Raw genomic sequence first — 25,634 nt, forward strand, 5'->3', positions numbered from 1 at the left:
CGTGGCCGAACCCGTCTACCGCGCCAGCGAATTCGTAGCCAGGACGTTCCTCCGGCTCACCGGAAGCCGCGTCACCTACCTCGGCGACGAGAACGTGCCGGCCCAGGGCGGGTGTGTGGTGGCGATCAACCACACCAGCTACATCGACTGGGCGCTGGCCGCGCTGGCTTTCCGCAGGCCCGGGGGGCGGCGGGTGCGGCCCATGGTCAAGATCGAACTGCAGCAGGTCAAGATTGTCGGCTTCATGATGAAGCACAACAAAGCCATCCCGGTGGACCGCAGCGCCGGGGCCGACGCCTACGCGGCCGCGGTGGAACGGTTGCGCGAGGGTGAGGCGGTTGCCGTCTTCCCGGAGGCCACCATCAGCCGCAGCTTCGAGCTCAAGGACTTCAAGAGCGGCGCCGCCCGGATGGCCATCGAGGCCGACGTGCCGATCGTCCCGATCGTCGTCTGGGGCTCCCAGCGCATCTGGACCAAAGGCCTGCCGAGGCAGATCGGCCGCAAGAAGGTGCCTATCACCGTGGCGATCGGCCCGCAGTTGCAGCCGTTGCCGGACGTCACCGGAACCACCGAACTGTTGCACGAGGCGATGACGTCACTGTTGCACCAGGTGCAGCAGAACTATTCTCATCCAACTGGCGAAAATTGGGTGCCACACCGCCTCGGCGGTACGGCGCCGACCTTGCAGGAGGCTGCGCAGATGGATGCTGACGACGCGGCGCGTGCCGCCGGGCGCAAGTCCCAGCGGCCGCGCTCGGGGTGAAGGGAGAAGTCGATCATGGCTGAGCCAGTCTTCCGGTTTCTTGAGTATCTCGTGCCGTCGGCCATGGCGCTGAACGGCAACAAGATCACCTACTACGGCCTGGAGAACATTCCCGAACGCGGCGGTGCGATCATCGCCCTCAATCACACCAGCTACGTGGACTGGATACCCGCGTCGTTGGCCGCCAAAGAGCGCAAACGTCGGCTGCGGTTCATGATCAAGGCCGAAATGGCCGAAGTGAAGGCAGTCAACTACGTGATCAAGCACATCCACCTGATCCCGGTGGACCGTAGCCAGGGCTCTGAGGCGTACGCGGTGGCGGTGCAGCGGTTGCGAGAAGGCGAACTGGTGGGGGTGCACCCCGAGGCGACCATCAGCCGCAGTTTCGAACTGCGCCAGTTCAAGACCGGCGCGGTGCGGATGGCGATGGAGGCGAACGTGCCGATCATCCCGATGATCGTGTGGGGCGCCCACCGGATCTGGCCCAAGGACCACCCCAAGAAACTGGTGCGCAGTAAGGTCCCGATCACCGCGGCGATCGGCCCGCCGCTGTGGCCAATGGGCAGTGTCGATGAATACAACGCCACGCTGCGGCAGGCGATGGAGTCGATGCTGTACTGGGTGCAAGAGCAGTATCCGCACCCCGAAGGCGAGTACTGGGTGCCGCGGCGCCTCGGCGGCAGTGCGCCGACCCCGGACGAATCGAAAGAATTCCGCATCGCCGAACTGGCCGAGCGCGCACAGAAGCGCGAACAGAGCGGTGCGGCGTCGAAGAAGCGCAAAGAAGGCGGACCACGCTGACGACACCCGGATCCCCTTGCTGAACCCACCCCGGCTCATCGGGTGCGACGTCGACGGCACCCTGTTCAACGAGGACGAGACCCTCACCCCCCGCACCCGTGCCGCGGTGCAGGCCGCAGTTGCCGGCGGCGCCCACTTCGTGTTGGCGACAGGTCGTCCCCCGCGCTGGATCAGGCCGGTCGTCGAGGCCCTCGGTTTCGCGCCGACCGCCGTGTGCGCCAACGGCGCCGTCATCTACGACCCCGAACACGATCGGGTTATCTCGGCACGCACGCTGTCCGTCGAGACGCTGGCGGCGCTGGCCGACATCACCCGACGGGTGATACCCGGAGCCGGGCTCGCGGTCGAGCGGATCGGCGAACGCGCACACGACTCCGCGACCCCGCAGTTCATCAGCTCACCGGGTTACGAGCACGCGTGGCTCAACCCGGACAACACCGAGGTCTCGTTCGAGGACCTGCTCAGCGCGCCCGCGGTCAAGCTGCTGATCCGCAAGGCCGGCGCGTCCAGCGCGGAGATGGCGGCCGCGCTGGCCGGGCACGTCGGCGACGAAGGTGACCTGACGTATTCCACCAACAACGGTCTGCTCGAGGTGGTGCCGCGCGGCATCAGCAAGGCCACCGGCCTGGCCGCGGTGGCCGAGCCGCTGGGAATCAGCGTCGCGGACGCGATCGCCTTCGGCGACATGCCCAACGACGTACCGATGCTGCTGCGGGCAGGCCGGGGTATCGCCATGGGAAACGCGCATCCGGAAGCGCTGGCCGCGGCCGACGAAGTCACCGCGCCCAACACCGACGACGGTGTCGCCCGCGTGCTGGAACGTTGGTGGTCTTGATTTCCGCTGCGATGTGGGAGACTGCCCGCGTGGTCGCGATTCGGGGACCGGAGGGCAGCTAGTGGGGTCAGAGGCAGACCCACCGGACGGCGGTGGGTCCGAAGAACGCGAATCCGGTCCGCTCGGACCCGACGAGCCGAACCCGCAGCCGCCGCCAAAGCTGCTGCCGCACGGGAAGATTGATCCGCCTGCGGCGGGTAAGCCGCCAGGGCCGCCGAAGTTGATGCCGAATACCCCGCCGAGCCCCCCGGACGGGCCGCGCAAGAGCGCCTTCGGTGCGAACCGTCCGGCCAAGCCGCCGCGGGAGCGGCCCGCCATGCCGCCGAAACCCGTCGGCGGCATGCACTTCCAGGACGCGGCCACCGCGAAGCCCCGACCACCGACCCCGGCGGAACTGCGGGCCCGCCAGAAATACGAAGACCAGCAGCGCGACGCGGAACAGGCACGGCTGGCGGCCGAGGCTAAGCGCAAGCGGCAGAAGCGCATTCTGATGGGTTCCGCGGCCGCCGTCGGGGTGGTGGGACTCGTCGCGGGTGTCGGTTACTGGCTACTGACGCCGGATCACGTTACAGCTCAATGTGTTCAGGACGATCCGAGCGGTCAGCCCGTGATCGTCCCGGACAGTTATTGCACCGGTCACACCGCCGGCCTGAACGGCTTCTTCTTCTGGGGTGGCCACCAGTACCGCTACTACTACGGCAGCTCGGGTTCGGTCGGCCAGCGGCCCACCGGTGGGACCACCAGCATTCCGAAGGGGGCGCACGTCACCACCAAGTCGGGCAGCACAATTCAGCGTGGCGGAATCGGTGGCAGCGGCGGCAAGGCCGGGAGCGGTGGTTCGTGAAGCGCGGCAGGACGCAGCCGCGCCCGAACTGGCAGCAGACCGTGCAATCGCAGGGCCTGGTCTATGGGACGCCGGCGCGGGACGCGGGAGGTGCCGACCGGCCGTACTGGGACGAGTCGGTCTACTACGAATTCGAGATGGACGAGATCCTGGCACTGGAAGCCGATGTCGAACTGCTGCATTCGATGTGCCTGAATGCCGTCGAGCAAGTGGTGCTGATGGAGCGGTACTCGGATTTCGGCCTGCCGGAATGGAGTTGGCCGCATGTGGCCGAGTCGTGGCGTCGTTCCGACCCACATGTCTACGGCCGCTTCGATTTACGATACGACGGACGACGGCCGGCGGTGCTGCTCGAATACAACGCCGATACGCCCACCACGCTGCTCGAAGCGGCGATCGTGCAATGGTATTGGCTCAAAGACAAATTCCCCCAGGATGACCAGTGGAATTCCTTGCATGAACAACTGGTCGACCGCTGGAAGACAGTCCGGGATCTGTTGCCCAGCAACGAATTACACTTCGCCTGGTCCGGTGTCGAGGCCACCGGAGAGGACCAGATCACCACAACCTACATGATGGAGACAGCGGCCGAAGCCGGCTTCCAGGCGGTCGGGCTGCTGGTTGAGGACGTGGGCTGGGATTCGGCGCTGGAACGGTTCGTGGACTTGGCGGAGGATCCGATCCGGGCCATCTTCAAGCTGCATCCCTGGGAGTGGGTGCTCGACGACCAATTCGGCAAGCACGTGGTGTCCAGCCTGCCGCAGACGATGTGGATAGAGCCGTTGTGGAAGACCCTGTTGTCGAACAAGGCGATTCTGGCGGTGCTGTGGGAAATGTATCCGGGGCACCCGAACCTGTTGCCCGCCTACCTCGATGATCCGCACGAGCTCACCGAGTATGTGCGCAAGCCCAAGCTGGGTCGGGAGGGCGCCAACGTCACCGTCGTCGGCGCCGGGATGGAGACCGCCACCGGCGGCTTCTACGGCGAAGAGGGCTTCGTCTACCAGTTGCTGGACCCGCTACCGGAATTCGACGACATGCGGCCCGCGCTGGGCGCGTGGGTCGTCGGTGACACCTCGGCGGGGCTCGGCATCCGGGAGACCGCCGGCCTGATCACCGACGACGGCGCGGCCTTCGTCCCCCACCGAATCCCTCTGAAGTGAACGGAGATCACCGATGACGACAAGCGTTGTGGCGTTGCCGCATTCGGACTACTGGAGCTGGCTCGGTAGTGGTGCCGCGGCCATCATCCTGTACTCGATCCTCGGGTTGGTGCTGATGATCATCGGGTTCTACGCGATCGATCTGACCACGCCGGGGCCGCTGCGCAAGATGGTCAATGCGGGAAAGCCCAACGCGATCATCGTGTCGGCGGCCGGCATGGTCAGCATGGCATTCATTGTGGTGGTGGCGATCTACTCGTCGTCGGGCAATCTGGCGGGAGGTCTGCTCGCCTCGGCGGTCTTCGGGCTCGTCGGAATCACGGCGCAGGTGGTGATGATGCGCATCGCGGCCCTGGTGATCGGCATCGACATGCACGGCTTGTTCTACGACGACGCGTTCAGTTACGACGCGTTGATGGTCGCCGCCGCGCAGTTCGCACTCGGCATTGTGGTGTCGGTGGCGATTATCTAGGACGGTGTGATGGCCAGGGCGAGTTGCTGGGGCGCGTAGTTCACCAGCAGCGGTATGAGGCCGGAGAACGGTGTGCCGAAAATGGTGACTGGAATGGTGGTCCCCGGAATGGTCAGCAGAGGCGTCGGGATATCGGGCACATTGATGGACGCAGTGACCGGATGGGGCGGAACGAGTAGCCCGTCGGACGGCAAGTGCAGCACGACGCTCACGTCGATGCCGAGCAGCGGTATCGGGACGTTGATCGTTGTATCAATAGCCGTGTGGCCGTTGAGGAAGCCGTTCAAGGCCGTTGCCGGCGCATCGAACAGCGTGGCTGCCGCCCCGAGATAATCGCCCGCTGCCAGTGCCTGCGCGAAAGTCTCTGCGCTGGTCGCTACCGCATTCAGCGTCGCCAGCGGTGCACCTGCCGCGGCGTAGGTAGCGACGAGCGGCAATCCGAAGAATGCTTCAAGCGTTGATGCGGGCAGGTTCAGTAGATGCAACTCCGCTTCGGCCGAGATGCTCGGGACGGTCAGCGTATTGATCACGTTGGTGATGTTCTGCGCCACTTGCCGCGGAATGGACGGCGGGATCAGATCGGTCAGGTACTGCGCCTCTTGTCCGGGAATGTTCATGATGGTGAACAGATCCCCGAGCGGACCGAGCAGCGTGGGATGCAACGTCGCAGTGATGTCGGGAACAGTGCCGCCGATCACGACCTGGCCGGGGGCGACACCCGTGACCAGTAGCCCCAAGGCGGCCTTGCCGAAGTCGCTCACCGCACCGGTGAAGTTGCCTGCCAACAAACTCTGCGTCGCAACCCCCAAGCCCGATACGAAGTTCGGCAAGCCCGTGACGAGCCCGGTGATCCCGCTGATGCCCGCACTGACGAACGTCTGAGCGAACCCGGTCTGTACCGCGATGAACTGCTGGAGGAAGGCCGCCGGGTTGAACGACAGTGCCTGCCGAATGGCGGCCTCGATGGCCGCCGGCAGATTCGGCAGGTTGGCCGGGAAGTTCGCAATGGCAGCCGCGATCTGCTGGGCATAGCCCTGCTGGTTGGCGAGGAACTGCCGCAGGAACGGGAACGGGTTCGCGGCCCATGCACTACCCAGGGACTGCAGGTTGGTGACCGTATTGGTGAACAGTTGCGCATAGGCCCCGCCCGGAGCTGCAGCGGCACCACCGGCCAGCAGCGACTGGAACGGCACATTGACCGCACCGGCCAAAGTCTGTTCGGCATTGGCGATTTCGGCGCTGAGGTATGCGGCCGAGCTGGTGTTCAGCAACCGCACGAAGTCCGCATGGAAGGCCGCCGCCTGGCTGTGGACGGCCTGGAACTCTTGGCCGAAGCTGCCGAACAGGGCCGAGACGGCGGCCGAAATCTCGTCGGACGCCGCGGCGGCAACCTCGGCAGTGGGGCCGGCGGCGGCCGCGGTTGCTGCCTGCAGACTGGAGCGGAGGTCAGCAAGACTGTCGGACGCTGCGACCATCAAGTCCGGCACTGTGTACACGACTGACATCAGGCTTCCTCCCGCAGACCACTCGCGCTCGTTGAACGGAGCCTATGTCGCGGCGCCTGCCTACGGTGCGAATTCGCGATACCTCAGCGTTGTAGGCGCAACGGCACCGACACCGGACCTCGAAGCGACGGGGTGGTGCACCACCGCACCGGTCCGGCCAACTCCAGCCCGTCGACCTCGTCGAGCAGGCAGTCGATGGCGGTGACGGCTTCGAGCCGGGCGAGATGTGCGCCCAGGCAGAAGTGCAGACCGTGGCCGAATGCCAGATGCCCCGTCGTGTTGCGATGAAGGTCGAATCGGTCGGGGTCCGCGAACTTCTCCGGATCCCGATTGGCTGAAGCGTAGAACAGCAATGTCCTTGCGCCTCTGGGTATTAACGTGTCGCCCACCTGATAGTCGACGGTGGCGGTTCTGGTCACCCACTGCACCGGCGATCCCCACCGCGCTGTCTCCTCCACGGCGGCTGGTAGCAGGCTGCGATCTGCTTTCAATTCGGCGAACAGGTCTGGTTCTTCGGCCAGCCTCACGAGCAGCATGCCGAGCAGGTTGGTCGTCGTTTCGTTGCCGGCCACCAGCAGGACCAGCACGTAGAGGAACGCCTCCTGTTCGGACAGCTGACCGGCGGCCGTCGCCGCCTGCAGGAGGGTCATCAAATCTTCAGCGGGTTGCGTTGCCCGACTGCGCATTTCGGTGGCAGAGAAGCAGCGCAGCCGCAGATAGGCCTGCATCGCCGATCCCATCAAGCGCACGATCTCCGACAGACTCTGGGGACCGAAGATCTGTGCGAACTTTTCCGAGACCGCCCGAAATCCGGGCCATTGCTCCCGCGGGATGCCCAGGATTCTGGCGATCACGTTGATCGGCATCGGAACCGTCAGTGCCGGAACCAGATTGACGGTTCGTCCCGCATTCAGGCCGGCGACCGCCTCATTCGCCAACGCACGGATCTCGGCCGTCCAGGTCTGAACGGCACGTTTGCTGAATAAGGGCGCGACGACGTGCCGCAGTCGGGTGTGATCCGGGGGGTTGCTGAAGATCACCATGTTGGCTACGAACGAGCGCAACATGATGCCATCCCGCGACGAGAAGATGTCACTGCGCCGCACCGCGGAGTGCACGTCGTCATAACGCCCGAGCATCCAGACGCCGAGCCGCTCGTTGACGACAACAGGATGCTCGCGCAGACGCGCCAGTGCAGGGTACGGGTCGGCGATGTTCGCCGGCAGGGTTGGATCGAACGAGGTGCGCGGCACCGCGGCAGGCGCTGAATTCGGCCGCGGTCGCCGCAGGTCCCGGTATCCACCGGTGGCGACGGGACGCCACAGATCGCCGACGGAACTGTACGCAGCCGACACGAGGGCGCGCGGGCTAGGTCTGAGGAGATCGGTTGCCACAACGACGACGTTATGCCCAGCTCAACAGTGCGGGAAGGCCCGAACCGGACAAGTATTTGATATTTTCAGACACGTGGCGACCTCGTCGGCGAACTGGGATGTCGCCCTGGCCTCCGCTACGGGGCGGCACGTTCTGGAAACCGCACGACGGCACGGACTTGTCCCGGCCGTCTGTCTGGCGGGTACCGGACTCACCGCTGCGGACCTCGCCGATCCGGCAGCCGAGGTGTACGCCTCCCAGGAGCTGACGATGATCCGCAATCTGATTGCGCGATTGGGTGACCAACCCGGTCTCGGCATGGAAACCGGAATGCAGTACAACTTGGCCGACACCGGCATCTTCGGCTTTGCGTTGATGGCCAGTCCGACCTTCGGGGACGCGATCGACGTCGCGTGCCGCTACGCCGCCCTCACGGATACCTATCTGCGCCTGGTTGCCCCGGCGGTCGATGACGTCGAGGCGGTCCTCGTCTTCGATGACGCGCGGGTGCCCCGGGACGTTCGGCGATTCATGCTGGAGCGGGACTTCGCGATCATGTTGCGGCTGTTGCCACTTCTGCTGGGCGTCAACCACCCGCCCTTCACCGTGCGAGTGGAGTTCGCGGACCTGCAGTTGCCGGTCGAGACGGTGCAACTCGACAAGCTGACCGTAATGGTGGAGAACACCTCGCGCAGTGCCTTGGTGATGCCGGCGGCCCTCATCGATCTGCCGATGCCAGCGGCCGACGCGCAGACCGCGGCGATCTGCATCCGGCAGTGTGAGGACCTGCTGAACCGGCGTCGTGTCCGCACCGGGGTTTCCGCGGCCGTCCGCACGCGAATCATTCAGGACTCCAGGGCAATTCCGCCGATGAGTGCCGTCGCGAAGGATCTGTGCATCACCGAGCGAACCCTGCATCGTCGGTTGGCCGCGGAAGGTACGAGTTACCGCGCGCTGCTCGACGAGGTCCGTGCCGCGTTGTCGACTGAATTGCTCCGGTCTGGGCTGACGGTCGGGGAGACCGCACGCCGCCTCGGCTATGCCGAGACGGCCGCATTCACCCGCGCCCATACCCGGTGGTGTGGGCATCCGCCTAGTCGGCATAGGTGAAATCGGCTGCGCTGCTTGCTCTTGGCCAGTTGTTGTCGGTGCCCCTCCATAGAATGCGGGGTATGTCGGGCAGTACGTGTACGGAGATCGTCGAGGCTCTCGACGGTCTCGAATCGTTCGCGGATCGACTGTGTGAGTTGACCTTTGAGGCGCCAGGTACCACGGAGCTGTTGGTGACCCGGGAGCGCCTGGAGCGCATCACCCGAAAGTTGCGGGTGCCCGGGCATGCCGTCATCAACCAGTTGGCGGTGGTGGCCACCAACGCTGAACTCGGCGGCACGCTGGGTCAGGCGTTGTCCAACCGGCTGCGGGTCAGCAAGTCTGAAGCCAATCGGATGATCAACCAAGCTGCGGATCTGGGTCCGCGCCGGGCGCTGACCGGTGAACCCTTGGGGCCGGCGCTGCCCGAGGTTGCCACCGCCGAACGTAAAGGGCTGATCGGGACCGAACAGGTGGAGATCATTCAGAAGTTCTTCACCAAACTGCCCACTAGCGTCGATGCCGCCGCGCGCACCGAAGCCGAATACAAACTGGTGGTGATCGCCACGGGGTTTCGCCCCGACCAACTGACCGACTACGCCCGCGTCTACAAAGACTGCCTCAAACCCGACGGCGACTTCATGCCCGACGAGCCCGAACGCGCTCGCAAACGCGGCATCACTCTCGGCCGCCAACAAGCCGATGGAATGTCGAAGATCAGCGGCATGATCACCCCGGAATGCCGTGCCACCCTGGAACCGGTTTTGGCCAAACTCGGCGCTCCGGGAATGTGCAACCCCGACGACGCGTCCCCGATCATCGAAGGCCGAGCCTCTGAAGAGGCGGTGGGCCGCGACGCCCGCAACCGCGACCAGCGCTACCACGACGCCCTGCAGACCGCGGCGCGGATCTTGCTGGAGTCCAAGACCTTAGGTCAACATCACGGTCTGCCGACCAGCATCGTGATCACCACCACGCTGGCCGAGTTGGAGGCCGGCGCCGGACGCGCCCTGACCGCCGGGGGCACCCTGCTACCGATGGCCGACGTGATCCGCTTGGCCTCGCACGCACACAACTATCTCGCGGTGTTCGATAAGGACAAGACCCTGGCGCTCTACCACGGCAAGCGCCTGGCCTCCCCGGAACAACGCCTGGTGCTGCTCGCTAAAGACCGCGGCTGCACCGCACCCGGCTGCACCGTGCCCGGATATTGGACCCAAGTCCACCATGTCGAATCATGGCTGGAAACCCGACGCACCGAAATCGACAATCTCACGCTGGCCTGTGGGCCGCACAACAGGATGGTCGAACTACTCAACTACTACACCTGCAAAAACAAACTCGGCGACACCGAATGGCACCCACCCGAACACCTCGACTACGGCCAACCCCGCACCAACTGCATGCATCATGCCGAACGAAAACCTGACCCTGAAGACGCGGAAAAACCTACCCGCGCAGAGACTTCGGCGGAATCGTGGAAGTCACCAAGGAGGCTGCATCGATGGTAAGCGGTCGGTAACCCAGCGTCGGCAACCGCGCTGTCATCGTCGCGACAAGATCGTCCTGAACGGGCCCGGACAAGCCGGTCAGGAATGCCCACTCGTGTTCGACGCTGCCGAAATAGACCACTGTGCCGAACGTTTCGTGGAACCGCCGCCAGGACTGCCGCAGCGTCTCGTCGCGCCACAGCGTCGGACAGCCGGCCTGACCGACGACGACACGGCCGATCTCGCGACACCGCTGCAGGAAGCTCTGCTCGTACAACCGATTGTGCTGGGCGGGTTCGGCGTGCTCGTCCGGAAGGTCGATCACCACAATGTCGTACGGCTCGGTGACGTGCTCCACGAAGTCCCAGCCGTCCCGGTAGTAAACGGCGATCGGGCCCAGTCCTCGCTCTGCCCTGCGCAATTCGTCCACCGAGTAGCCGTAGGGTAGGTGCTGCGCGCATAGCCGGACCGCCGCACGGTCGATATCGACGTGGTCGACCTGGGTAGCACCGGCGGCGACGGCCAGCTGGCTCACCACCCCCTCGCCGGAACCCACGACAAGCACCCGATCGATCTTGTCGGCCAGCAACAGCGCCGGCACCAGGAGCGCCTCGTGATAGACCAGCTGACTGAATTCGGTGCTCTGCCGGTCACCGTCGCTGAACAACGCGATGCCCTGCCGGGTGCGGCCGATCACCAGATGCTGATAGTCGGTGTGTACGTCGCAGACGACGCCGGACAGCTGCCAGTGGCGAGTCAGCCCGGGCGCCAGTGGCTCCACGATCGTCTGGCCCACCTCAGTAGCGGCGCCGAAATAGGTTGGCAACGGCGAGAATCCGTTGAAGTTCACCGATGCATAACTGGCGGTGTACGCACCGGCGTGCTCGATGCGGACCCGATCACCCGGCTCGAGCGTGACCGGTAGCGGACAGCGCTGGTAGAGCACGTCGTCGCCGTCGCACGTCGGGCCCGCGACCACGGCATCCTCGACCGGGTCGCCGTCACGCACGGTGCGGAACCGGTAGCGGATGTACTCGTTCTCGGTTTCGGCGAGTCCGCCGTAGCGGCCGACGTCCAGATACACCCAGCGCCGTCCGTCGGTACCGGTGCGCACCGACACCACCTCGCATTCGAGGGTGCCGGCGGTGCCGACGATTCCACGCCCCGGTTCCACGACGAGTTGTACTGCACGCGAACCGAAGTGTCGTTGCACCGCCGATCTGATGCCGAGCGCGACAGCCTCGAGCGAGGGTGCCTGCGCCAGGTAACCGATGGGAAACCCGCCGCCCACATTGATTGTCGTGAGACCGGGGACTTCATCGAATAACTGAGCAGCACAAGCAATCCCAAGTTCCCACGCGCCGACGTCGAGTTGTTGTGAACCAACATGGAAGCAGACACCCCGAGCCGCCAACCCCAGTTCACCGGCGCGATGCAGCAAGTCAGACGCGGCATCCGGCGCACACCCGAACTTGTCACCGAATGGCGTCACTGACGGCGGAAAGACCGGCGCGATACGGCATTCCACCTCCGCGCCGGGCGCGTGCTCGGCGATCGTCACCAGATCGGTTGCGGTGTCGAACGCGAACCGACGGACCCCGCGCGCGTGTGCGCGGGCCACCGCGGCCGACTTCTTGATCGTGTTCCCGAACGCCAGCCGCGCACCCTCGATTCCGGCTGTGATGCAGGCGTCGATCTCCCCCGTGGAGGCGACGTCGAACCCGGCGCCCTGGCCGGCCAGTGCCCGCAGAATCGGTGCGGCGGGATTGGCTTTGACGGCGTAGCGAATCTGCGCATCGGGCAACGCCACCCGAAGCGCCCGGAAGTTGTCGCGTACCCGATCCAGATCGATCGTCAGGTACGGGGTCTCGGGCACCCGGTCAGACTAGTTGGGCGGATGGGCGGGCAGGGAGAAGTGTTCCGGTGGAACGTTCGGACCGCTCGGCGGTTGCGTCGAGAGCGGCGTGGTGATCCCGTCCATCACTTGGGTGATGTTGCCGGTGAGGCGCTCGAAGTTGAGCGTTCCGTGCTGGAAGTTCTGCGTGATCTGCAGCGGTTCGTGAATCTCGGCGCTGGTGGGCAGACCGAGCGGCCCGCGCTCGTAACTCTGCGCCGCCCATGCGTCGTAGAGGGCGCCGGTGACCGGCTGCACGCCGGTGGCGGCCGACCAGTACATCGCGCCCTTGACGAAGGTGGCGAACCGCGATCCGCCGGCCCCGTCGTCCTCCGGTGATGTCGGGGCGCCCAGCACGCTGCTCGTGCCGCCCATCTGCTGCCAGCGCTGGTAGATCGCGCCACCCTCCAGAGCCTTGATCAACTCCTCGGGCGGATCGTTGAAATGTGCTGCAATGTCGCGGATCTCGTCCATCAATGCATACGCCGCATTGCCGGGGCAGTCGGTATTCCCGACGTCGCGATGGGTGAAGACGGCAGGCAGTTTCGCCACCGCGCCGGCCGGAAAGACGGTGTAGGAGCCGCCTTCTGATTCGAGGTCCACCGTGCCCTTGGGGTCGACTTCAGCCATGCTCAACCGCCAGCCGAGCAGTCGGCCCACGGTGCGCAGCTGGATCGGGGTGGGTGCCACGTCGTCGAAGTTGCCGATCATCGCCACGCCCCAGGTCTCGCGATTGAAACCGCCGGTGTGGAATCCTTCGACCGCCTTGGTGAGGCCGCCGGCACTGCCCTCGAACACCTGACCGTACTTGTCGACGAGTGCGTTGTACGCGATGTCGCACCAGCCCAGGGTTTTGCTGTGGTAGGTGTAGATCGCCTTGACGATGCCGGCCGATTCCAGCGGCGAATAGTCGTTGCTACCGGCGGTGTGGTGCACTACTCCGGCCCGGACCGCGCGGTCGTATTGCGGGCTGCCGCAGCGCAACGATTCGTCGGCGCCCCACTGGGCACGGCTGATGATGGGCGGCGCCTGGCCCGGCATCAGCACTCCCGCCGGGGGATTCCAGTGCTGCTCGGCGGGCGCCTGCGGCGGCGAGATGAGGACCGCGGTGATGTTCTGCCCGAACGGTTGTTCCTTGGTGACCGGCCGGTAGCCCAGCCCGGTTCGGTCGGCGGGCGCCGGCGGCGCCTGAGTCACCGGTGCGTCGACCGGCCTGGTGACGGCGATCTGCACGGCGGTGGTGGTGCCGACGAAGACCGGGTCGGTGCTGCGCGGGTCGTCGGCCGAACCCGATCCGGCGGGCGCCGCAGTCTGGTACTCCGTTTGATACCACGGCCCCCAGGACCCGTCGGCTCGCCTCGCCCGCACCCGGGCGGACGTGCCCGCCAGGTCGCCGGTGAAGGCGACCATGGCGAACGGCACGTCCTGGGTGAGTTCGCGGACCGTCACCCCGCCGCCGAGCCCGATCAACGGTTGCTCGGCCAGCCGGGTGTCCGCGGCGGGTGGTTCGACGGGAGATCGGGTGGGCATCCCGAGCAAGACCCAGGACACGATGACGACCGTCGCCGCGAATGCGGTGACAAGCATGGTCGGTGCGTGACTGCGGGCCACCAGGCGATGTTACGTGTGTGACGAATGTTTCTACTGAGGCGACACGGCTTTACCCGCCAGAAACTGTCGACGACACCGCAGAGGATTGGGTGGGACTCTGCGGTGTCGTCTGGTGACAGGTTCGGACGGTTGTTACACCGGTGGTACGGCGGCGGCCGCTGCCGGGATGGCGCCGGGCACCGCTGCTACCGCGCCAGGCACGGCAGCCGCTGCACCGGGCACGGCCGCCGCGGCACCGGGTATCGCGGATGCGGCGCCTGGTATCGCCGATGCCGCCCCCGGAATCGCAGACGCGGCACCGGGAATAGCGGCAGCGGCGGGAATGCCGGGAATCGAGGGAAGTGCGGGTGTGGCGCCGGCGGCCGCCGGCGCGCCAGCGGCGCCGCCCTGAACACCCTGCATGATGGCCGGCATGATCAGGCCCTTGAGCAGGTCGATGGCTTGGCTGGCACCCAGCTGGTTGGCCGCCTGCATCAGGTCGCTGACCAGTCCGCCGCCTCCGCTGCTGCCGGTGGCCGCCGGGCTGACCGGCGAGAGGCCGGTCCCACCGCCGCCGCCGCCGAGGCCCGAGGTGTCGCCCAGGATCGGATAGGTGCCGTCGGCGCCGGGGTCCAACCCGACCGGTGCCGCGATCGGCACCTCACCGGTGCCGGCGGCGGTGGCCGGGCTCAGACCGGTCGTGCCGGACAGTCCCGGTGCCACCCCGGTCGGGCTGGTCAGCCCCGGGTCACTCAGTGCCGGGTTGGCGCCCGCTCCGGTTGCACCGAGGGTCGGTGCCAAACCGGTGGCCGGTGACAACGAGGTGCCCGGCAATCCGGGTGTGGTCGGTGACAGGCCCGGGCTCAGGCCGGTGCCACCGAGGCTGGGACTGGCCAGACCGGGCGTGGTGCCCAGCCCGCTGCTGGCGGAGGTGCCGCCCAGCGCAGGAACCGGCGGCAGGTTGACCCCGAACTGCGAGAGTCCCTGCGACAGCGCCGATATCAGCTCGCTGGGCAGGTCGGCGACGCTGGCTGCGCGCTTGAACTCGTGGTGTTCCACCGGTGTGGTGGTGGCGGTCGATTCGTAGACAAGGAAGTACGCGCACGGACTCGCGACCGCCAGGGCGGCGACTGCGCTCATGGCTGTCGAGAGCTTGCGTCGGCGTCGGTTCGGCACGGAAGTCTCCTCAATGTGATCGGGGTGCAGGCATGAAACCCGCACCACTGATGGTACGAGTGAGATTGATGTGACTCGTGTGACGAGACCTAATCGTGAGGTGAGTGGTTCACAGGTGTGACGTTCAACCGACGGCTCGCCGTGCGGCGCGGCCGTACCTGGGAAAACCCGCGCCTGCAGGACCCGCCAAAGCAAGTTTCGGCGGCACGGTCGGATACCCTAGGCAACCGATGACTTCTCCTTTCGGTCGCTACGACCTCTTCGTCGTCGGCTCCGGATTTTTCGGCCTGACGATCGCCGAGCGCGTGGCCACCCAACTCGACAAGCGGGTTCTCGTCGTTGAGCGGCGCTCGCACATCGGCGGCAACGCCTATTCCGAACCCGAGCCGCAGACCGGAATCGAGGTGCACAAATACGGTGCGCACCTGTTCCACACCTCCAACAAGAAGGTGTGGGACTACGTGCGGCAGTTCACCGAGTTCACCGACTACCGGCACCGGGTGTTCGCGATGCACAACGGGCAGGCCTATCAGTTCCCGATGGGGCTCGGCCTGGTCTCGCAGTTCTTCGGGCGTTACTTCACCCCGCAGCAAGCGCGTGAGCTGATCGCCGAGCAGGCGTCCGAGATAGCCACCGCCGACGCGCAGAACCTGGAAGAGAAGGCCATCTCGCTGATCGGCCGGCCGCTCTACGAGGCGTTCGTCAAGGGCTACACCGCAAAGCAGTGGCAGACCGACCCCAAAGAGCTGCCAGCGGCCAACATCACCCGGCTGCCGGTGCGCTACACCTTCGACAACCGGTACTTCAGCGATACCTACGAAGGTCTGCCGGTCCACGGTTACACCGCATGGCTGCAGAACATGGCCGTCGACGAGCGGGTCGAGGTGGGGCTGGACACCGACTGGTTCGACGTGCGCGACGAGTTGCGCGCGGCCAGCCCCGACGCGCCCGTGGTCTACACCGGGCCGCTGGACCGCTACTTCGACTATGCCGAGGGCCGGTTGGGCTGGCGCACCCTGGATTTCGAGCTGGAAGTGCTGCCGATCGGCGACTTCCAGGGCACCCCGGTGATGAATTACAACGACCCCGAAGTTCCCTACACCCGCATCCACGAGTTCCGCCACTTCCACGCCGAGCGCGATTACCCGACCGACAAGACGGTGATCATGCGGGAGTACTCCAGGTTCGCCGAAGACGACGACGAGCCCTACTATCCGATCAACACCGAGGCCGACCGCGCCCTGTTGGCCGCCTATCGGACCAGGGCGAAGTCCGAGACCGCAGCAGCGAAGGTGCTGTTCGGCGGACGCTTGGGCACCTACCAGTATCTGGATATGCATATGGCCATCGCCAGCGCTCTGAGCATGTACGACAACGTCCTCGCGCCGCACCTGCGCGACGGCGCACCCCTGGAGGGAGCGTCGGTATGAGTGCCGCCAGCCTGCTGTCCCGCATCATCCTGCCGCGCCCGGGGGAGCCCCTCGACGTGCGCAAGCTGTACCTGGAGGAATCCACCACCAACGCGCGGCGCGCCCACGCGACCAGCCGCACCTCGCTGCAGATCGGCCCGGAGTCCGAGGTGTCGTTCGCGACCTACTTCAACGCCTTTCCGGCCAGCTACTGGCGGCGCTGGTCTGTCTGCGAAACCGTGGTGCTGCGCGTCGAACTGACCGGCGCCGGCCGCGTCGACCTCTACCGCACCAAGGCCACCGGGGCGCGCATCTTCATCGAAGGACACCCGTTCGCCGGCACTGAGGACACCCCCGCGCTGCTGGAGATCGAGGTGGCGCTCAAGCCGTTCGAGGACGGCGGCTGGATCTGGTTCGACATCACCACCGACACCGCGGTGACGCTATTGAGCGGCGGTTGGCACGCCGCGACGCAGGCGCCGGGAATCGCCAACGTCGCCGTCGGGATCCCGACGTTCAACCGGCCCTCCGACTGTGTCAACGCGCTGCGCGAACTCACCTCTGATCCGTTGGTGGACGAGGTGATCGGCGCGGTGATCGTGCCGGATCAGGGCACCCGCAAAGTCCGTGACCACCCGGACTTCCCCGCCGCCGCGCAGCGCCTCGGCAGCCGGCTGTCCATCCACGATCAGCCGAACCTGGGCGGCTCCGGCGGTTACAGCCGGGTGATGTACGAGGCACTGAAAAACACCGACTGCCAACAGATCCTGTTCATGGACGACGACATCCGCATCGAGCCGGACTCGATCCTACGGATCCTGGCGATGAACCGGTTCGCCAAGGCGCCGATGCTGGTGGGCGGTCAGATGCTCAACCTGCAGGAGCCCTCACACCTGCACATCATGGGCGAGGTGGTGGATCGGACGAACTTCATGTGGACCGCCGCGCCGCACACCGAGTACGACCACGACTTCGCCGAATACCCGCTCAACGACGACGAGGACAAGAGCAAACTGCTGCACCGTCGCATCGACGTCGACTACAACGGCTGGTGGACGTGCATGATCCCGCGTCAGGTCGCTGAGGAACTGGGTCAGCCGCTGCCGCTGTTCATCAAATGGGACGACGCCGACTACGGGCTGCGTGCCGCCGAGCACGGCTATCCCACCGTCACGCTGCCCGGTGCGGCGATCTGGCACATGGCGTGGAGCGACAAGGACGACGCCATCGACTGGCAGGCCTACTTCCATCTGCGCAACCGGCTGGTGGTCGCCGCGATGCACTGGGACGGCGACGTGTCCGGTCTGATCCGCAGCCACCTCAAGGCGACGCTGAAACATCTTGCCTGCCTTGAATATTCGACGGTCGCGATCCAGAACAGGGCCATCGACGACTTCCTGGCCGGGCCCGAACACATCTTCTCCATCCTGGAATCCGGGCTGCCGGAAGTGCATCGCCTGCGCAAGGAGTATCCCGACGCGGTGGTGCTGCCGGCGGCCACCGAGTTGCCCCCGGCGATGTACCGCACCGCGGCGATGAAGCCGCCGGTGAACCCGGTGACCATCGGCTACCGGCTGACCCGCGGGATCCTGCACAACCTGAAAGCCGCCGACCCCCAGACCCATCGGCGTCCGCAGTACAACGTGCCCACCCAGGACGCGCGCTGGTTCCGGTTGTGCACGGTCGACGGGGTCACCGTCACCACCGCGGACGGGTGCGGCGTGGTCTACCGGCAGCGGGACCGGGCCAAGATGTTCTCGCTGCTGCGGCAGTCGCTGCGCCGCCAACGTCGGTTGGCTCGCCGGTTCGACGAGATGCGGCGGGTGTACCGGGACGCGTTGCCGGTGCTGTCCAGCAAGCAGAAGTGGGAGTCGGTGCTGTTCCCGATGTCGGACGCGGCCGCGCACCATGGCTGAAGCCCTGCCGCCAGGGGAGCCGCCGTCCGGCGAGATCGCCGCCATGGTGGCCGTCCAGTCGATGCTGGCGCAGCGACCCGGAGTGCTCGGCACGGCGCGCGCGCTGTCGTATTTCGGTGAACACAGCCTGGGTTGGCTGATCGTGTCGGTGCTCGGCGCTTTCCTGTCGCCGCGCCGGCGCCGGGAGTGGCTGGTTGCCGGGGCAGGCGCATTCGCCGCACATGCGGCGGCCGTAGTGGTCAAGCGGGTGGTGCGGCGTCAACGACCGCGGCATCCGGCCGTCGCGGTCAACGTCGGCACCCCCAGCAACCTCAGCTTCCCGTCGGCGCACGCCACCTCGACGACGGCGGCGGCAATCCTGCTGGCCCGGGCCGCGGGTCTGCCGGCGGCGGTGGTGAGCGTGGCCCTGGTGGCGCCCATGGCGCTGTCCCGAATACTGCTGGGCGTGCACTATCCCAGCGACGTGGCCGTCGGCGTGGCACTGGGCGCCGGCGTTGCCGCGACGGCCGTCCGGCTGGACAGCGCGGCGCAACAGAGGTGGCTGTGATGAGCAAAGACGTAGCCGACGAAACCAGCGAGCAGACCAAGGTGGCCGGACCGCCGGGCAACCTGGTCACCGGAGTGATCAAGGCGATCCGCCCGCGGCAGTGGGTGAAGAACGTGCTGGTGCTCGCGGCGCCGCTGGCGGCGGCGGGCCGGGGCCAGCGCTACGACTGGGCGGACATCGGCAGCAAGGTCGGGGTGGCCTTCGTGGTGTTCAGCCTGGCCGCTTCGGCGGTGTACCTGGTCAACGACGTGCGCGACGTCGAAGCCGACCGCGAACACCCCACTAAGCGGTACCGGCCGATCGCGGCCGGGGTGGTGCCCGAATGGCTGGCCTACGCGTTGGCGGTGGTGTTGGGCGCCGCATCCCTGGGCATCTCGTACTGGTTGACCCCGAACCTCGCTGTGGTGATGGCGATCTACCTCGCCATGCAGCTGGCCTACTGCTTCGGCCTCAAACACCAGGCGGTGCTCGACGTCTGCATCGTGTCGTCGGCGTACCTGATCCGGGCCATCGCCGGGGGCGCGGCCACCAACACCCATCTGTCGCAATGGTTTCTGCTGACCGCCGCCTTCGGGTCGCTGTTCATGGTGGCCGGCAAGCGTTACGCCGAACTGCAACTGGCCGAACGCACCGGGGCGCAGATCCGCAAGTCGCTGGAGAGGTACACCAGTACCTACCTGCGGTTCGTCTGGACGCTCTCGGCCACCGCAGTGGTGCTCTGCTACGGCTTGTGGGCGTTCGAGCGGGACGGCGACAAGGGCTCCTGGTACGCGGTGTCGATGATCCCGTTCACGATCGCGATCCTGCGTTACGCCGTGGACGTCGACGGCGGTCTGGCCGGGGAACCCGAGGACATCGCGTTGCGCGACCGGGTGCTGCAACTGCTGGCGCTGGCGTGGATCGCAACAGTGGGTGCTGCTGTTGCTTTCGGCTAGTCAACGTTTCCGGGCCATCCAGGCCGCAGCGCGGCAGACGGGAGAGCTCCGTCGGCCTGCGGTCCGTCGGGTCAGGTGGCCGGTGTTCCCCTACACCGTCACGGTGCGGGTCAGCCTGTGGATCAGCGTCGCGGTCGTCGCGGTGTTGTTCGGTTGGGGGGCCTGGCAGCGCCGCTGGATCGCCGATGACGGGCTCATCGTGTTGCGCACGGTGCGAAACCTGTTGGCCGGCAACGGGCCGGTGTTCAACATGGGCGAGCGGGTGGAGGCCAACACCTCCACGGTCTGGACCTACCTGCTCTACCTGCTGAGCTGGGTGGGCGGGCCGCTGCGGTTGGAGTACGTCGCGCTGGCCGCGGCGCTGACCCTGTCGGTGCTCGGGGTGGTGCTGCTGATGCTGGGGACGGCCCGGTTGTACGCGCCGAGCCTGCGGGGTCGCCAGGCGATCCTGCTGCCGGCCGGGGCGCTGGTCTACATCGCGGTGCCACCGGCCCGTGACTTCGCCACCTCCGGTCTGGAGAACGGGCTGGTGCTGGCATACCTGGGCCTGCTGTGGTGGATGATGGTTTGCTGGGCTCAACCGCTGCGGGTCCGCCCGCAGAGCCGGGCCTTCATCCTGGCGCTGGCCGTGGTCGCGGGGTGCAGCGTGCTGGTGCGACCGGAGTTGGCACTGATCGGCGGGGCGGCGCTGATCATGATGCTGATCGCGGCCCGCAACTGGCGTCGCCGGGCCCTGATCGTCATCGCCGGCGGCCTGCTGCCGGTGGGCTACCAGATCTTCCGGATGGGGTACTACGCACTACTGGTGCCCGGGACCGCGCTCGCCAAGGATGCCGGCGGCGACAAATGGTCCCAGGGCATGATCTATCTGGACAATTTCAACCAGCCCTACCTGCTCTGGCTGCCGCTGCTGCTGCTGGTCCCGCTCGCTGTCGTGCTGGCGGCCGCGCGCCGGCGGCCGTCGTTCTTGCGGCCCACGCTGGCGCCGGACTACGGCCGGGTCGCCCGGGCGGTGCAGAGCCCGACGGCTGTGGTGATCTTCATCGTCGTCAGCGGCCTGCTGCAGGGGTTCTACTGGATCCGCCAGGGTGGCGACTTCATGCACGCCAGAGTGCTGCTGACGCCGTTGTTCTGTTTGCTGGCTCCGGTCGCGGTGATACCGGTGGTGATCCCGGACGGCAAGGATTACAGCCGGGAGACCGGGTACTGGCTGGCCGGGGTGGTCAGCGTGCTGTGGCTGGGCGTGGCGGGATGGTCGCTGTGGGCGGCGAACTCGCCGGGCATGGGCGACGACGCCACCCACGTGACCTACTCCGGCATCGTCGACGAGCGTCGCTTCTACGCCCAGGCCACCGGTCGTGCGCACCCGTTGACCGCGGCCGACTACCTGGACTACCCGCGGATGGCCGCCGTGCTGGTGGCGCTGAACAACACCCCGGAGGGGGCATTGCTGCTGCCGTCGGGCAACTACACGCAGTGGGACCTGGTGCCGATGATTCCGCCGGGCAGCGCCCCGGGCATCCCGGCGACCCAGAAACCGCAGCACGCGGTGTTCTTCACCAACCTGGGCATGCTGGGCATGAACGTGGGACTCGACGTCCGGGTGCTCGACCAGATCGGACTGGCGAACCCGTTGGCCGCGCACACCGAGCGGTTGAAGCACGGCAGGATCGGTCACGACAAGAATTTGTTCCCCGATTGGGTGGTGGCCGACGGGCCGTGGGTGAAGTGGCCGCCGGGGATCCCGGGCTACCTCAGCCGGCAGTGGGTGGCCGAGGCGGAGGCGGCGCTGCGCTGTCCGGCCACCCAGGCGGTGTTGAACTCGGTCCGCGCACCGATGAGTGTGCGCCGGTTCGCGTCCAACGTGCTGCACGCCTACGAGTTCACCAAGTACCGCATCGATCGGATCCCGCTGAACGAACTGATCAAGTGCGGGCTCGAGGTGCCGCAGGTGCCGCCCGATCCACCCCGTGATTGACCGCGGTAGTAGAGGTCACCGAGAATTTTTTTCGCCCACCCCCACTCCGGCGGCCGGCGCCCCGGGCCCGAACCCGACAGCTAAATCGAATCAGAGCCGTTACCAGCACGCACTCGACAGTTGGCACACGGGTGAACCCCGCTGTCCGACGCGGATTCAGTGGCGTCAAGGAGGTCAAAACCGCACCGAAAGGGGCCGGCGGCGGCGTCCCGGAGGAGAGCGTCTCCCGCAACGTGTGGTTGACTACAGAAGCACTGCAGCGCCGCGTGCGTGCAGTCTGACCCAATTCGGGACGCGCCCCCAAGCACATCGATGCGTAAGGACGTGCCACAAGGATGAGGATGAGGAAAGCAAGGATGAAGCTTGTTGACAAGTTTCGTGGCGCCGTGACAGGTATGCCGCGCCGACTCGCGGTGGGTGCTGTCGGCGCCGCCATGCTGGCGAGTCTGGTCGGTTTCGTTGGCGGCTCGGCGACTGCGAGTGCGTTCTCGCGGCCCGGCCTGCCGGTGGAATACCTGCAGGTGCCCTCGGCGGCCATGGGCCGCGACGTCAAGATCCAGTTCCAGAGCGGTGGCGCCAACGCCCCGGCGCTGTACCTGCTCGACGGCATGCGCGCCCAGGAAGACTTCAACGGCTGGGACATCAACACCCCGGCGTTCGAGTGGTACCTGCAGTCCGGCCTGGCGGTCGTCATGCCGGTCGGCGGACAGTCCAGCTTCTACTCAGACTGGTACAAGCCGGCCTGCGGTAAGGCCGGTTGCACCACCTACAAGTGGGAGACCTTCCTGACCAGCGAGCTGCCCGCTTACCTCGCCGCCAACAAGCAGGTCAAGCCGACCGGTAGCGCTGCGGTGGGTCTGTCGATGGCTGGTTCGTCCGCGTTGATCCTGGCCGCCTACCACCCGAACCAGTTCATCTACGCCGGCTCGCTGTCGGCGCTGCTGGACCCGTCGCAGGGGATGGGCCCGTCGCTGATCGGCCTGGCCATGGGTGACGCCGGTGGCTACAAGAAGGACGACATGTGGGGTCCCACGAGCGACCCGGCCTGGGCGCGCAACGACCCGACGCTGCAGGTGGGCAAGCTGGTGGCCAACAACACCCGCATCTGGATCTACTGCGGTAACGGCAAGCCGTCCGAGCTGGGTGGCGACAACCTGCCCGCCAAGTTCCTCGAGGGCTTCGTCCGCGACAGCAACATCAAATTCCAGACGGCCTACAACGGCGCCGGCGGTCACAACGCGGTGTTCAACTTCGACGCCAACGGCACGCACGACTGGCCGTACTGGGGTGCGCAGCTGAACGCGATGAAGGGCGACCTCCAGTCGACGCTGGGGGCCACCCCCGGAGCGGGTCCGGCCACTGCGGCCCCCGCCCCCACCGCGGGCACCTAAACCGCGCTGATCGAAACGCAACTGACGGCGGCGACCCACCCGGGTCGCCGCCGTTGGTCGTTGGCCAGTCAGCGCCCCTTTATCCGATCGATACCGGTGTGGTTAGCTACCTTGCGGGCTGTCTGGCTGTCGCGTACTCGATGGAGGTGGACATGAGGGGTCTGTCGGTGCTGCTGAGGCTGCTCTGCGTTGCCGTGTTGGCAATCGCATTCGGCGGTCTGACGGCAGGAGGGGCACTGGGCCCGGTGGGCCCGGCCACGGCTGCCCCCTACGAGACCCTGATGGTGCCGTCGGCGGCGATGGGCCGCGACATCCCGGTGGCGTTCCTGGCCGGTGGACCGCACGCGGTGTACCTGCTGGACGCCGCCGACGCCCACCCCGACGTCAGCAACTGGGTCACCGCGGGCAACGCGATGAACACCCTGGCCGGCAAGGGCATCTCGGTGGCGGCCCCGGCCGGTGGCGCGTTCAGCATGTACACCAACTGGGAGCAGGACGGCAGCAAGCAGTGGGACACCTTCCTGTCCAGTGAGCTGCCGGACTGGCTGGCCGCCAACAAAGGCCTGGCGCCCGGCGGACACGGCGTGGTGGGCGCGTCTCAGGGCGGGTACGCCGCGATGGCGCTGGCGGCCTTCCACCCCGATCGCTTCGGCTTCGCCGGCTCGCTGTCCGGGTTCCTCTACCCGTCGGAGACCTTCACCAACGGCGCGATCCTGGCCGGGTTGCAGCAATTCGGTGGCGTGGACGGCAACGGCATGTGGGGAGCCCCGCAGCTGGGTCGGTGGAAGTGGCACGACCCGTGGGTGCACGAGGCGCTGCTCGCCGCGAACAACACCCGCGTGTGGGTCTGGAGTCCGACCATGGGCGGCGCCAGCAACCCCGCAGCTATGCTCGGCGCCCAGGATGCAGCGATGGGCAACAGCCGGTCTTTCTACCAGCACTACCGCGAGGTCGGCGGCCACAACGGGCACTTCGACTTCCCGGGCGGCGGCGACAACGGATGGGGCTCCTGGGCGGGCCAGCTGGGCGCCATGTCCGGCGACATCGTCGGCGCCATTCGCTGACGATCTTCGGGCCGTAGGGCAGCCGGTACCGTGTAGGGAGCGCGGCGGAGGGCGGTCGTTCCGCACGCCGCGCGGGTGACTGGTAGGGCGCGACGCTGCGCATGCCGCGCGCAGACTCACCCAGCCCCGACCCGGACTCTGTTAGCAGGAGAACATGGCCAAGAACGCTGCCCGCCGCCGCCGACACCGCCGCCTTGCCTGGTTGGCGGCGGGTTCGATGGCATTGGTGGTGGCGCTGGTCATCGTGGCCGGGGTGATGCTGCTGCGTCATCGGGACACCGCGCCCAGCGCCGTCCCGCCCGGCGTGCTGCCGACCGGTCCGACGACCTCCCAGCACCGCAAACCCCGGCCCGCCACGCAGGACGCGTCGTGCCCCGACGTGCAGCTGGTGTCGGTGCCGGGCACCTGGGAATCGTGGCCGACCGATGACCCGCTGAACCCGGTGCAGTTTCCGCGGGCGTTGCTGCTCAACGTGACCGGCCCGATCAGCCAGCAGCTCCCGGCCGGCCGGGTGCAGGCGTACACCGTCCCGTACACGGCGCAGTTCCGCAATCCGCTCAGCAACGACGGTCAGATGACCTACAACGACAGCCGCGCCGAAGGCACCCGCGCGACGGTCAAGGCGCTGACCGACATGAACAACAGATGCCCGCTGACCAGTTATGTGTTGATCGGCTTCTCGCAGGGCGCGGTGATTGCCGGCGACGTGGCCGGCGACATCGGCAACGGGCTGGGACCCGTCGACGAGGACCTGGTCCTGGGTGTGACGTTGATCGCCGACGGCCGGCGTCAGGGTGATGTTGGCAACAACATTCCGCCCACCCCACCGGGGGTGGGCGCCGAGGTCACCCTGCACGAGGTCCCGGTGCTGGCCGGGCTCGGCCTGACCATGACCGGTGCGCGGCCCGGCGGCTTCGGTGCACTCAACGCCCGGACCAATGAGATCTGCGCTCAGGGCGATCTGATCTGCGCGGCGCCGAAGGAGGCGTTCAGCCCGGCCAACCTCCCGACCACGCTGAATACGCTGGCTGGCGGCGCCGGGCAGCCCGTCCACGCGATGTACGCCACCACCGATTTCTGGAGTTCCGACGGTCTGTCGGCCACCCAGTGGACGTTGAATTGGGCGCAGGGTGTGCTGGACAAAGCACCCCATCCCAAGCACGGCTGACCGGTCCCGCACGGCGGGCAGTTAGACACACTCTCTAGTGCGGCGGCACCGAGCAGGATAAGGCGTACCTTGTGATTTGGTCAGCTGTGCGCCGCCCCTTAACATTAAGAGAAAATTAAGAGCATGTGGTTGACCCGATCGGGTCAGAGTTGGCAACGACGAGCGCCCAAGCGCCAGTCGGTGCCGGCCCGCGCGCGTAGCGATAGTCGGCGTAGTTGGCCGAGAACAGT

At 66.8% G+C, this 25,634-nt stretch carries 21 protein-coding genes; 16 read left to right on the top strand and 5 right to left on the bottom strand.

The genetic code is table 11. The annotated features are described in order from the left end of the window. The first annotated feature begins 1 nt into the window (after window position 1). The 6 genes from AC5Y3Z_RS11580 (at window position 2) to AC5Y3Z_RS11605 (ending at window position 4,878) form a co-directional block, all read left to right on the top strand. Entirely contained in the window at window positions 2–763 is a 762-nt protein-coding gene (locus AC5Y3Z_RS11580) for a lysophospholipid acyltransferase family protein (RefSeq protein ID WP_473138655.1), read from the top strand. A 15-nt stretch (window positions 764–778) separates the two neighbouring features. Continuing rightward, a complete protein-coding gene (locus AC5Y3Z_RS11585; RefSeq protein WP_463826200.1) occupies window positions 779–1,564 on the top strand; it encodes a lysophospholipid acyltransferase family protein in 786 nt (261 codons plus the stop codon). Window positions 1,565–1,580: 16 nt separating this feature from the next. Then, complete coding sequence (locus AC5Y3Z_RS11590; protein ID WP_473138654.1) at window positions 1,581–2,399, top strand: HAD family hydrolase; 819 nt, start codon at window positions 1,581–1,583, stop codon at window positions 2,397–2,399. 61 nt (window positions 2,400–2,460) lie between these two features. Further along, window positions 2,461–3,243, top strand: a complete 783-nt coding sequence (locus AC5Y3Z_RS11595; protein WP_473138653.1) for a hypothetical protein — start codon at window positions 2,461–2,463, stop codon at window positions 3,241–3,243. Continuing rightward, window positions 3,240–4,406, top strand: coding sequence for a glutathionylspermidine synthase family protein (locus AC5Y3Z_RS11600; protein WP_463826197.1), 1,167 nt, complete (start codon window positions 3,240–3,242; stop codon window positions 4,404–4,406). Before AC5Y3Z_RS11595 ends, AC5Y3Z_RS11600 begins: the two co-directional genes overlap by 4 nt. 13 nt (window positions 4,407–4,419) lie before the next feature. Next, complete coding sequence (locus tag AC5Y3Z_RS11605; protein ID WP_463826196.1) at window positions 4,420–4,878, top strand: DUF350 domain-containing protein; 459 nt, start codon at window positions 4,420–4,422, stop codon at window positions 4,876–4,878. Here AC5Y3Z_RS11605 and AC5Y3Z_RS11610 read toward each other — a convergent pair. Next, window positions 4,875–6,383, bottom strand: a complete 1,509-nt coding sequence (locus AC5Y3Z_RS11610) for a PE family protein (protein WP_473138652.1) — start codon at window positions 6,381–6,383, stop codon at window positions 4,875–4,877. The genes AC5Y3Z_RS11605 and AC5Y3Z_RS11610 overlap by 4 nt on opposite strands. An 83-nt stretch (window positions 6,384–6,466) precedes the next feature. After that, window positions 6,467–7,738 carry a cytochrome P450 gene (locus tag AC5Y3Z_RS11615; protein ID WP_473138651.1) on the bottom strand — a complete coding sequence of 424 codons (1,272 nt, stop codon included), beginning with the start codon at window positions 7,736–7,738 and terminating at the stop codon, window positions 6,467–6,469. A gap of 112 nt (window positions 7,739–7,850) precedes the next feature. Here AC5Y3Z_RS11615 and AC5Y3Z_RS11620 point away from each other — a divergent pair, with 112 nt between their 5' ends. Both AC5Y3Z_RS11620 and AC5Y3Z_RS11625 read left to right on the top strand, forming a co-directional pair. Next, on the top strand, window positions 7,851–8,867 hold the full coding sequence (locus AC5Y3Z_RS11620) for an AraC family transcriptional regulator (protein WP_473138650.1): 1,017 nt from the start codon (window positions 7,851–7,853) through the stop codon (window positions 8,865–8,867). 62 nt (window positions 8,868–8,929) lie between these two features. Then, entirely contained in the window at window positions 8,930–10,357 is a 1,428-nt protein-coding gene (locus tag AC5Y3Z_RS11625; RefSeq protein ID WP_473138649.1) for an HNH endonuclease signature motif containing protein, read from the top strand. Here the strand turns inward: AC5Y3Z_RS11625 and AC5Y3Z_RS11630 are convergent. The 3 genes from AC5Y3Z_RS11630 to AC5Y3Z_RS11640 form a co-directional block, all read right to left on the bottom strand. Then, on the bottom strand, window positions 10,296–12,212 hold the full coding sequence (locus AC5Y3Z_RS11630) for a spermine/spermidine synthase domain-containing protein (protein WP_473138648.1): 1,917 nt from the start codon (window positions 12,210–12,212) through the stop codon (window positions 10,296–10,298). The two genes, AC5Y3Z_RS11625 and AC5Y3Z_RS11630, sit on opposite strands and share 62 nt — an antisense overlap. Before the next feature lie 9 nt (window positions 12,213–12,221). Next, complete coding sequence (locus tag AC5Y3Z_RS11635) at window positions 12,222–13,817, bottom strand: N-acetylmuramoyl-L-alanine amidase (RefSeq protein WP_473138926.1); 1,596 nt, start codon at window positions 13,815–13,817, stop codon at window positions 12,222–12,224. A gap of 156 nt (window positions 13,818–13,973) precedes the next feature. Then, a complete protein-coding gene (locus AC5Y3Z_RS11640) occupies window positions 13,974–14,996 on the bottom strand; it encodes a hypothetical protein (RefSeq protein WP_473138647.1) in 1,023 nt (340 codons plus the stop codon). Window positions 14,997–15,226: 230 nt separating this feature from the next. Here AC5Y3Z_RS11640 and glf point away from each other — a divergent pair, with 230 nt between their 5' ends. From glf to culp6, 8 genes are all read left to right on the top strand, one after another. Beyond that, the gene (gene glf / locus AC5Y3Z_RS11645) at window positions 15,227–16,426 is read left to right on the top strand and encodes a UDP-galactopyranose mutase (protein ID WP_473138646.1); all 1,200 of its coding nucleotides are present in this window, start codon (window positions 15,227–15,229) and stop codon (window positions 16,424–16,426) included. Further along, window positions 16,423–18,321, top strand: coding sequence for a glycosyltransferase (locus tag AC5Y3Z_RS11650; protein ID WP_463826189.1), 1,899 nt, complete (start codon window positions 16,423–16,425; stop codon window positions 18,319–18,321). The genes glf and AC5Y3Z_RS11650 overlap by 4 nt, the downstream gene beginning before the upstream one ends. After that, the gene (locus AC5Y3Z_RS11655) at window positions 18,314–18,868 is read left to right on the top strand and encodes a phosphatase PAP2 family protein (RefSeq protein ID WP_473138645.1); all 555 of its coding nucleotides are present in this window, start codon (window positions 18,314–18,316) and stop codon (window positions 18,866–18,868) included. Before AC5Y3Z_RS11650 ends, AC5Y3Z_RS11655 begins: the two co-directional genes overlap by 8 nt. Next, window positions 18,868–19,803 (top strand): decaprenyl-phosphate phosphoribosyltransferase, encoded by a 936-nt coding sequence (locus AC5Y3Z_RS11660; protein ID WP_463826187.1) that lies wholly within the window; start codon window positions 18,868–18,870, stop codon window positions 19,801–19,803. The genes AC5Y3Z_RS11655 and AC5Y3Z_RS11660 overlap by 1 nt, the downstream gene beginning before the upstream one ends. Continuing rightward, window positions 19,790–21,781: a terminal beta-(1->2)-arabinofuranosyltransferase gene (gene aftB / locus AC5Y3Z_RS11665; protein ID WP_473138644.1), complete on the top strand. Its 1,992-nt coding sequence runs from the start codon at window positions 19,790–19,792 to the stop codon at window positions 21,779–21,781. Before AC5Y3Z_RS11660 ends, aftB begins: the two co-directional genes overlap by 14 nt. Before the next feature lie 356 nt (window positions 21,782–22,137). Beyond that, a complete protein-coding gene (locus tag AC5Y3Z_RS11670) occupies window positions 22,138–23,172 on the top strand; it encodes an esterase family protein (RefSeq protein ID WP_463826185.1) in 1,035 nt (344 codons plus the stop codon). 152 nt (window positions 23,173–23,324) lie between these two features. Further along, window positions 23,325–24,236 carry an esterase family protein gene (locus AC5Y3Z_RS11675; RefSeq protein ID WP_463826184.1) on the top strand — a complete coding sequence of 304 codons (912 nt, stop codon included), beginning with the start codon at window positions 23,325–23,327 and terminating at the stop codon, window positions 24,234–24,236. A 154-nt stretch (window positions 24,237–24,390) separates the two neighbouring features. Continuing rightward, window positions 24,391–25,404, top strand: coding sequence for a carboxylesterase Culp6 (culp6, locus tag AC5Y3Z_RS11680; protein ID WP_473138643.1), 1,014 nt, complete (start codon window positions 24,391–24,393; stop codon window positions 25,402–25,404). Window positions 25,405–25,634: the final 230 nt, after the last annotated feature.

Source organism: Mycobacterium sp. NGS61, from assembly GCF_059812325.1.

What these genes read in the sequence shown, in the direction of transcription:
- AC5Y3Z_RS11625 (WP_473138649.1), top strand. Translation starts at nt 8,930, where the DNA reads ATGTCGGGCAGTACGTGTACGGAGATCGTCGAGGCTCTCGACGGTCTC.
- culp6 (WP_473138643.1), top strand. Translation starts at nt 24,391, where the DNA reads ATGGCCAAGAACGCTGCCCGCCGCCGCCGACACCGCCGCCTTGCCTGG.
- AC5Y3Z_RS11670 (WP_463826185.1), top strand. Translation starts at nt 22,138, where the DNA reads ATGAAGCTTGTTGACAAGTTTCGTGGCGCCGTGACAGGTATGCCGCGC.
- AC5Y3Z_RS11660 (WP_463826187.1), top strand. Translation starts at nt 18,868, where the DNA reads ATGAGCAAAGACGTAGCCGACGAAACCAGCGAGCAGACCAAGGTGGCC.
- AC5Y3Z_RS11605 (WP_463826196.1), top strand. Translation starts at nt 4,420, where the DNA reads ATGACGACAAGCGTTGTGGCGTTGCCGCATTCGGACTACTGGAGCTGG.
- AC5Y3Z_RS11635 (WP_473138926.1), bottom strand. Translation starts at nt 13,817, where the DNA reads ATGCTTGTCACCGCATTCGCGGCGACGGTCGTCATCGTGTCCTGGGTC.
- AC5Y3Z_RS11675 (WP_463826184.1), top strand. Translation starts at nt 23,325, where the DNA reads ATGAGGGGTCTGTCGGTGCTGCTGAGGCTGCTCTGCGTTGCCGTGTTG.
- AC5Y3Z_RS11610 (WP_473138652.1), bottom strand. Translation starts at nt 6,383, where the DNA reads ATGTCAGTCGTGTACACAGTGCCGGACTTGATGGTCGCAGCGTCCGAC.
- glf (WP_473138646.1), top strand. Translation starts at nt 15,227, where the DNA reads ATGACTTCTCCTTTCGGTCGCTACGACCTCTTCGTCGTCGGCTCCGGA.
- AC5Y3Z_RS11585 (WP_463826200.1), top strand. Translation starts at nt 779, where the DNA reads ATGGCTGAGCCAGTCTTCCGGTTTCTTGAGTATCTCGTGCCGTCGGCC.
- AC5Y3Z_RS11650 (WP_463826189.1), top strand. Translation starts at nt 16,423, where the DNA reads ATGAGTGCCGCCAGCCTGCTGTCCCGCATCATCCTGCCGCGCCCGGGG.
- AC5Y3Z_RS11655 (WP_473138645.1), top strand. Translation starts at nt 18,314, where the DNA reads ATGGCTGAAGCCCTGCCGCCAGGGGAGCCGCCGTCCGGCGAGATCGCC.